Origin of the sequence: Roseimarinus sediminis, assembly GCF_050433125.1 — a bacterium.
GTDB lineage: Bacteria > Bacteroidota > Bacteroidia > Bacteroidales > Prolixibacteraceae > Roseimarinus > Roseimarinus sediminis.
The window spans coordinates 602,274-610,740 of sequence record NZ_JBNPXV010000001.1; the positions used below are offsets into that span (position 1 = coordinate 602,274).

An 8,467-nucleotide genomic window follows, 5' to 3' on the forward strand; every position below is an offset into this window, starting at 1 on the left:
AAAAACCGGGATGAGGTGTAGTTGGAGCGGATGTTACTAATTGATCGTTGTGTTGTCCTCACTAAAAGCGACAAGCATCTGATACGCTTCCTCAAGATCTCTGCCAAAGCTGATGAGGCCGTCCTGGTGGCCACCCATGACAATGATGCCGCTTTGCTGCTGATGCTGTTTGAGCAAGCGTTCGATCGAAAGGGCCATCTCCGGCGTGCCGTAGGTTGCGTCGGGCGATGAAACAGGGAGTGTGCCCGGCCCCTGTTCCCACAACTCCCGGTTATGGATGTGGATCACCGCTCCAATTTGAGTGGAATAGCGATAACATACGGCGTGACTCATGCTCTCGGAGGAGGCACGTGTTAGCCCGGTGCAACTAAGTTGGTTGCCTTCAATGTCGACCTGCGTGACCAACGCAAGATGCGATTCGGAGAGCAGCGCCAATGCACCGGTACCCGACCCGCTAATAATGAACTGCTTTTTTTGCTGCCTAATCGAAATGTTACCAAAACCAATTCCGTCGGGCAATACACCCAGCCAGCCTTGTTCTCTCAGCTTCTGCCTGATTGAATTCAACAGGTCGAGCGTTGCTTTGTCGATGGCAATGGATGCTTCCTTCCAGCGGACACTGAATTTAATATAGCCTTCTTCTTTCATTTCTTAAGGAACATCTCGTTGAGTGCTGCTTCGCTCGCTCCGCAAACACCGGCTTCGGTTATCAGTGCAGTAACCAGTCGGGCAGGGGTGACGTCGAAACCATAGTTGGCAACGGGGCTTCCATCGGGAACAATTTGTACTTTGCCGCTTTTCCCTTCTATGAATTTCACCTCATCGGCATTGCGTTCCTCAATGGGAATTTCGCTGATTCCGTCGCTCAGGCTAAAATCGATCGACGAGGAAGGAAGGGCTACATAAAAGGGAATCTTGTTGTCGCGGGCGGCCAGTGCTTTCAGGTAGGTGCCAATTTTATTGCACACATCGCCGCTGCGGGTGGTGCGGTCGCTGCCTACTAGTACCACATCGACCATGCCGTGCTGCATGAGGTGTCCACCGGTGTTATCGGGAATTACCGTATGTGCAATGCCCTGTTGCCTGAGTTCAAAGGCGGTAAGTTTGCTGCCCTGGTTGCGGGGCCTGGTTTCATCAACCCACACATGTATTTTGATGCCCTTTTCCTGTGCCTTGTATAGGGGCGCCAGGGCCGTTCCCCAATCGATGCAGGCCAGCCAGCCGGCATTACAATGAGTGAGCACATTCACCACTTCGCCTTGCTTCTTTCGCGAAAGATCTTCAATCAGTTGAAGTCCGTGATCGCCAATAGCACTGCAATAGTCAATTTCGAGCTGTTTTAGTTCGGCTGCCTTTTTTCGGGCTTTATTACGGGCAGCTGTTGTATTGCTTAATCCCGTTAGCGCTTTGGCCATGACATCAACAGCATAAGCCAGATTCACAGCGGTTGGCCGGGCTGTTTTCATGGTAGCGTATTTTTCCTGCAGAAATGCAATCAGATTTTCGTTGTCCTTTTTCTGACAAAGTGCCAGGTAGATGCCATAGGCCGCGGTAACCCCTATTAGCGGTGCACCGCGCACCGTCATGTTTTTGATCGCATTAAATGCATCGTCGAAGGTATGCAGGGTTTTAATGCTGAACTGGAAGGGTAATTTTTGCTGATCGATGATTTTTACCGTTTCCTGATTGTTATCATCCAACCAAATGGTTTGAAAATGTTGCCCGTTTATTAACATTGAATTGTTCGATTATTAACTTTGCGGCAATTTATAACTTTCGCTAATGATCGACCAGAAGATTATTAAAAATGTTATTCTCGATTTAGGCGGTGTGCTGGTAGATATTGAACCGGAAAACACCTATGCCGAGTTCGAACGGATATTTCTCCCCGAAGTTTTTGTCGATATCAATTGGGACAGCCTGCCAGAAGTGGTGGTGGCCATGGAAACCGGTCAATGGAGCAAGGATAAGTTCAAAAGAACCATGATGAAAGCCTGTAAACCGGGGGTTAGTGTACCTCAAATGGTGGATGCCTGGTGTGCCATGTTGATGGAATTCAGGGCTCCAAGGGTGAAAATGGTTCAGGAACTGGCCCGGAAATACAATGTTTATCTGCTAAGCAATACCAATGTATATCATGTTTCCTATTTCGAAAATGAATTCAAAAATCGTTTTCATTTTCCGCTGAAGGATTTGTTTACCAAGGTATATTATTCCAATAAAATAGGCCACCGAAAACCCGAAAGGGAAGCTTTTGAATATGTGTTGAACGATGCCGGAATCAAAGCCGAAGAAACGGTAATGGTCGATGATCGTCCTGATAACTGCGATGCCGCCAGAAAGATGGGAATGCAGGCGTTGCAGGTTCCCGAGAATAGTGGTCTTGAGGCAGTGATCAGTTATTTGTGTTAAGTCGTTATTTATTTGATATTTTATTGATTCAGCTGTTGAATAAAAGCTGCATCAATATAATAAATACTGCCCTGTCCATTCTCCATCGATGAGAAATTACTCATCATTTCAAAGTAATACCACTGCTCGCTTTCGGGTGCAGGTACATTTTTACGGCTGAAAAAGAGGTAGCGACCATCGGCCGAGAGCGAAGGACAGTACTCTAACCCGGCAGTATTTACTTTTGGCCCCAGGTTACGCGGTGCCAGCCAGTTTCCATCCTTATCTTTGAAACTGACAAAAAGGTCACCTCCACCAAAACCTTCTCCCCATCCATGAGAGGTAAAAAGCAGAAACTGCCCGTTGGGATCGACAAAACTGTTGTATTCGTAGTTGCTGGTATTGATTGAATCGCCCAGATTTTCGGGTTCCAAATACTGTCCATTGCTGAAGCGGGCGCACCAAAGGTCCTCGGCACCTCTTCCTCCTTTGCGCGTTGCCGTAAAATAAAGATCGCCGTTTCGGGTAAACGAAGGATAGTATTCATTTCCGGGTGAATTAATCAGGGTGTCGAGCACTTCGGGCTCACTCCAGCCCAGATCGGTAGGACGTACAAACCAGATATTGAAATCCAGGTCCGGGTCGTTTTTTCCCGTAGGGCGGTTCGAGCAGAAAAACAGACGCCCATCGGGATGAAAAACCGGCTCAATGTCCATGTACCGTCCTGAAAAATCTGCAACTGTCGGACGCATCCATTTGTCGTTAAACAAGGTGGAATAGCAAATAACGGAATTCTGCCTGCTCAACTGAACAGTGAAAAAAAACAAACTGCTGTCGGCCGAAAGAGCTGCATCGCGTTCAGCCATATGCGTGTTGATGGTACCCGGTGCGTACAGCTTGGCCACCCTGGTATTCTGTTCTTGTCTGCCACATGAGAAAAGTGTCAGTGCAAACAACAAAAGCAGAAGTATTCTTATTTTTATCATGATTCGTAAATGTTTGGCCAATTTATAAAAAGCAGAAGGATTGTAATCCACATCAGGATGGCTTTTTGCCATTTTTTACAGAATTCAGTCAATTTGTAGCACAAAGCCTTTATTTTTGTGTTTATAAACAAGCCCGGATGAGGTGATGTTACATCGATCTGAACAGCAAACTGATTTGAACAAAAAATGAGCACAAGCTATTTTCCTTCTCTTGAAGCAATTAACAGGGCAAAAATAACCATTAATGAGGTACTTACTGCTACCCCGATGATGGAAAACCTTAATCTTTCGGAACAGACGGGCGCAAAGGTCTGGCTGAAGCGTGAAGATCTACAGCAGGTGCGTTCGTACAAGATCCGGGGTGCCTACAATAAAATAAAAAGCCTTGGTAAGGAGCAGCTCGAAAACGGAATTGTTTGTGCCAGTGCAGGCAATCATGCCCAGGGAGTGGCCTTCTCGAGCTGGAAGCTGGGAACACGCGCAAAAATATACATGCCCACTACAACTCCCAAGCAAAAAATCAGACAGGTGAAAATGTTTGGCCGCGATTTTGTTGAAGTGGTGCTGCATGGCGATACTTACGACCAGGCCAGTGCCGAGGCTTTCAGGGATTGTGAGGAAAACGGCAAAACGTTCATCCATCCTTTCGACGATCCGTTGATTATTGAAGGGCAGGCTACTGTTGGTCTTGAAATCATTCAGGATTCGAATTTTCAGATCGACTACCTTTTTGTGCCCATCGGCGGTGGAGGCCTGATTGCCGGTGTGGGGAGTTATTTTAAACAGGTAAGCCCCAATACCAAAATCATTGGGGTTGAACCCGCGGGTGCTCCTTCGATGAGTGAATCATTGAAAAAGGGAGAAGTGCTGAAGCTCGGGAAGATCGACAAGTTTGTCGACGGAGCTGCCGTACAGCGTGTGGGCGATTTGCCCTTCGAAATTTGTAAAAAGGTGGTCGACGACATTGTGCTGGTGCCCGAAGGACGTATCTGTACGAAGATTCTGGAATTGTACAACCGTGAAGCCATTGTGGTGGAGCCTGCCGGTGCCCTCTCGATTGCAGCACTCGATTATTATACCGACAAAATTACAGGAAAGAACGTGGTGTGCATTGTTTCGGGCAGCAATAACGACATTACGCGTACCGAAGAAATCAAGGAACGCTCACTCCTGTTCGAAGGACTAAAGCATTATTTCATTATTCGTTTTCCGCAACGGGCCGGAGCCTTGCGCGACTTTCTCGACAACGTGCTGGGGCCCACCGACGACATTACCGACTTTAACTATACCAAAAAAAACAGCCGGGAAAAAGGTCCGGCTTTGGTGGGCATCGAACTGGCCGACAAGGACGATTTGAGCGGATTACTGGAACGAATGACCGCCAATGGCTTTGTGTATGAATATGTGAACGATAAGCCCGACTTGTTCCAGTATTTGATTTAGTTTTGGGAATAAGCAGCTTACATTACCCCAAAGAATGAAAAACACCAGTTCCTTATTTAGCCGGCTGCCAGTAGCACCTTTTGGGTGACTCAATGGCACCTTCATCCTTTAATGTCTTCATGGCCTTATCCACTTCCTTTTTATCGAGACCTGCCGCTTCGGCAATCTCACCCGCTTTTAGTGCCTTACCGGCATTTTTCATTGCTTCCAGTACTTTTTCCTTACTCATAGTGCTTAAAATTTTATCAATTCGAATTTCAAAAATAGCAAAATGCAATAAATAGGTGCAGCTTTCAACTTTAGAAAGCTACTTTATGCACCGCTGTGCCGTTTTTCCCTCCGTCAGCTTTTATCACATAAACACCTCTTTCCAATCCATCAAAGCGAAGCTGAATACCCGGAGCCAGTTCAGCACTGCGAATGCAGCGGCCCTGAAGGTTGTGCAGACTAAGTTGCAAACGATGTTGCACCTGCGGGGCCACAGTCATTGTAATGCTTTGATTTCGGGCATCGGTAAGGATACGAAGGTCGGCGAAGACTGGATGGAGTGGTGATGAAGCCAGCCGGGTAAAGCTAAACCGGTCGATGTTGAAACGGTGATCGGCATTTTCAATGCTAAATCGGAGAATTTGTTCTCCGGCATTCAGTTCCATTAAAAACTCCGATACCGAAGTGCTGATCCAGCTGCTGCTTGTGGGAACGGTTACCGACTCACTTTCAACGTCGCCCACCTTGATGCGGTAACTCCCGCCGCCCTGTAGCGAGGTGGTAAATACTTCCACCTTGTAGCTGGCAGTCTTCTGTACATTCACTGTATATTCATACCATTCCCCTTCGAGGGCGTTGCCCACATGATAATCGGCACCTCCATTCAGTGCATAGATGTCGACACCTTCGTCGGGGCGGTAATCGCCCCCCACATTCTGATTGTCGAGATCGAAATAAGTATAGCCGTTACCCCCTATGTCGTAATCTTCGGCCTCGATGGTTCCCGGAACGGGCATTGCTTCGCCATGATAGGGAACCCTTTCGGGAATTTCCCACGAAGGGAAAAATACCCTCACAGGTGCCGAGTACACCGGCTTATCATTTTCAGTGCTGTAGCGGGCAATAATACGGTAATGGTAAGTTGCATTCATTTCGGGCTTCACATCGTCGTACACCTGCGCATCCTTAGGAAGCACCGCGTGTTCCTGATAGTTGCCTTCGGGGCTCCGCCGCTCAACGACGATGGCGTCATGGTCTGCCAGGTGATTATTCCAGCTCACCCTTACGATCGAATCCTGATAAACCACGGCCCTTAAATTGTCAGGTGAATCGGGTGTGGTGTAAATCAGGATGTCCTTCACCTCGTCCCAGGTTTTTTGCTGGCGGTTCATAATTTTGAAATCACCGCCATCGTCCCAGGCACAGGGAATAAAACCATCGAGCAGGGCCTGTTCCATGTAGGCCTGATAATGTCGCATGCGCGAATTGTAGTCACATTTGCGCAGTGAACCAAATTCGCCCAGAATAACCGGAATATCGTGGAGCAGCGACCATTCTTTTACCTTGTCGAACTTGCTTTTCAACTGTTGGTAATCGTTGGGTGTACCCCAGGTTCCCTGTCCTTCGAGCCCGAAAAGATAGGGATCGTACGAGTGAAACGAAGCAATCAGATAGTCGTCATCGGGGATTGCTGCCTGAAGCAACTCATCAGAACCTCCCCAGTTGTGTCCCTGAAAAATTACAAGGCGACTTGGATTGCTTGCTCTGATGATGCTGAGCACACGTTGATGCATTTCGTCATTTTGTGCCTTGGTCAGGCCATGTGGTTCATTCAGAATTTCAAAAAGCAAGCGCTCGCTTTTGTCCTTGAAGTGGACGGCCACCTGGCTCCATAAACTATCAAAACGGTCGCGCATCACCTGGCTGCTATAATTGCTCTTGATCCAGTCGTCGTGGTGAGCATTGATGATGACAAACAGCCCGCGCTCCAGTGCCCAGTCGGCCAGCTGTTCGACACGCAGCATCCAGCTTTCATCAATTTGGTACGGAGCACTGTTTCCCATGTGCTGATCCCAGCGAACCGGAATACGTACCACATCAAAACCGGCATCGCGGTACATATCGAAGTAATATTCCTCGGCTTTGGGATTGTTCCAGCCTCCTTCGAGTGGTGGTTCCAGGGTATTACCCAAATTGATGCCGCGTTTCATCTTACTGGCCGCTTCGTGGGCGGCAAGCTGCGCTTTGAGCTGAGAAAAAGTTGTGACAAAAAGAAAAAAAGTAAGTACGAGCGAAATAAAGGTTTTCATGTTTCAGGCTTTTGGTATTTTTTGCTGTGAAAAATAGCAATAAAAACAGCAGTACAAAAATGTTTTAAAGCCCTTTAGCATTGAGGGGGATTACATAACAGAACGAGGGCAGAATGTTGCAAATGCAAAATTGCCGCAGCCTTTAGCGGACTGCGGCAATTTCATTCTTAAAATAGTTGGTTAAATCAGCCTTCAAAACGTTCAGCAATTACTTTCCAGTCGACAATTTTCCAGAAATCGTCCACATAATTTGGTCGTGCATTTTGCTTGTCGAGATAATAAGCATGCTCCCACACGTCGCAGGTTAGTAGCGGCTGATGCCCGTCGCGCAGCGGATTGCCGGCATTCGAAGTTTGTACAATTGTGAGTTTTCCATCGGAACTCACAACGAGCCAGGCCCAGCCACTTCCAAACAGGGTGGCAGCTGCCGTGGCAAATTTTTCCTTGAAGGCATCAAACGAGCCAAATTCCTGATCGATGGCTTCCTTCAGTTTACCTTCGGGTTCGCGGGCACCTTCGGGTGCAAACTGCTCAAAATAAAAGGTATGATTCCACACCTGTGCTCCGTTATTGAAAATCCCACCGTCGGCCTTTTTAATGATATCCTCCAGTGTGGCATTTTCAAATTCAGTCCCTTTCGACAATTCATTCACCTTGTTCACATAGGCCTGATGGTGTTTGCCATGGTGAAAGTCGATGGTTTGCTTACTGATGTATGGTTCCAGCGCATCGGGCGCGTACTTTAATTTTGGTAATTCAAAGCTCATGGTTTTTAATTTTTGGATTAAACATAAAACGACCGAAAATATAGTATTTCCGGTGTTTTAGTAAACAGCTGTTTCAACATAATGTTAATCTGAATTAAAAAGTTGGCCTAATTTAAAACTGGAATAAATAAAAATAGAAGGAGGAGTGCTAAAATAAATGAGTGTGAAGATCTGCTAATTCATTTAGCGAAATTCGTTTTTCGACCTTGAACCTGCCTGGAGGGGATAAGATTAAGGAGCCGGTTCAATTCCTGTCTATATTATTTCAATAAAAAATGGATTTCCCGAATAAAGTTTTCAGTTCGTTTCGATCCTGTGCTAACTTACTGCTTGCTGAAAACAACAATCCCGATATCGCTTCGCTTATCGGGATTCAGTCGAAGGACTGACAGGTACTTCGACTTAAGGTTTTCAGTTCGTTTCGATCCTGTGCTAACTTACTGCTTGCTGAAAACAACAATCCCGATATCGCTTCGCTTATCGGGATTACTTCGACTTAAGGTTTTCAGTTCGTTTCGATCCTGTGCTAACTTACTGCTTGCTGAAAACAACAATCCCGATATCGCTTCGCTTATCGGGATTA

The 8,467-nt window shown here is 46.8% G+C and carries 8 protein-coding genes; 2 read left to right on the top strand and 6 right to left on the bottom strand.

The window, feature by feature from the left end; all coding sequences use genetic code 11:
* Nucleotides 1–36 precede the first annotated feature (36 nt).
* Both FHS86_RS02345 and mtnA read right to left on the bottom strand, forming a co-directional pair.
* Entirely contained in the window at nucleotides 37–648 is a 612-nt protein-coding gene (locus FHS86_RS02345; RefSeq protein WP_429410723.1) for a class II aldolase/adducin family protein, read from the bottom strand.
* Nucleotides 645–1,736 (bottom strand): S-methyl-5-thioribose-1-phosphate isomerase, encoded by a 1,092-nt coding sequence (gene mtnA / locus FHS86_RS02350; RefSeq protein WP_429410725.1) that lies wholly within the window; start codon nucleotides 1,734–1,736, stop codon nucleotides 645–647. The genes FHS86_RS02345 and mtnA overlap by 4 nt, the downstream gene beginning before the upstream one ends.
* Before the next feature lie 46 nt (nucleotides 1,737–1,782).
* Between mtnA and FHS86_RS02355 the strand changes: the two genes are divergently transcribed.
* Nucleotides 1,783–2,412 carry an HAD family hydrolase gene (locus FHS86_RS02355; protein WP_429410726.1) on the top strand — a complete coding sequence of 210 codons (630 nt, stop codon included), beginning with the start codon at nucleotides 1,783–1,785 and terminating at the stop codon, nucleotides 2,410–2,412.
* A 20-nt stretch (nucleotides 2,413–2,432) separates the two neighbouring features.
* Here FHS86_RS02355 and FHS86_RS02360 read toward each other — a convergent pair whose 3' ends face one another.
* Nucleotides 2,433–3,377 carry a TolB family protein gene (locus FHS86_RS02360; protein ID WP_429410728.1) on the bottom strand — a complete coding sequence of 315 codons (945 nt, stop codon included), beginning with the start codon at nucleotides 3,375–3,377 and terminating at the stop codon, nucleotides 2,433–2,435.
* Nucleotides 3,378–3,563: 186 nt separating this feature from the next.
* Between FHS86_RS02360 and ilvA the strand changes: the two genes are divergently transcribed.
* Nucleotides 3,564–4,820, top strand: a complete 1,257-nt coding sequence (gene ilvA, locus FHS86_RS02365) for a threonine ammonia-lyase (protein WP_429410730.1) — start codon at nucleotides 3,564–3,566, stop codon at nucleotides 4,818–4,820.
* A gap of 52 nt (nucleotides 4,821–4,872) precedes the next feature.
* Here ilvA and FHS86_RS02370 read toward each other — a convergent pair whose 3' ends face one another.
* From FHS86_RS02370 to FHS86_RS02380, 3 genes are all read right to left on the bottom strand, one after another.
* Nucleotides 4,873–5,049 carry a M24 family metallopeptidase gene (locus FHS86_RS02370; RefSeq protein ID WP_429410732.1) on the bottom strand — a complete coding sequence of 59 codons (177 nt, stop codon included), beginning with the start codon at nucleotides 5,047–5,049 and terminating at the stop codon, nucleotides 4,873–4,875.
* Between the two features lie 70 nt (nucleotides 5,050–5,119).
* Complete coding sequence (locus FHS86_RS02375) at nucleotides 5,120–7,117, bottom strand: cellulase family glycosylhydrolase (protein ID WP_429410734.1); 1,998 nt, start codon at nucleotides 7,115–7,117, stop codon at nucleotides 5,120–5,122.
* Between the two features lie 185 nt (nucleotides 7,118–7,302).
* Entirely contained in the window at nucleotides 7,303–7,884 is a 582-nt protein-coding gene (locus FHS86_RS02380) for a superoxide dismutase (protein WP_429410736.1), read from the bottom strand.
* Between the last annotated feature and the right edge of the window lie 583 nt (nucleotides 7,885–8,467).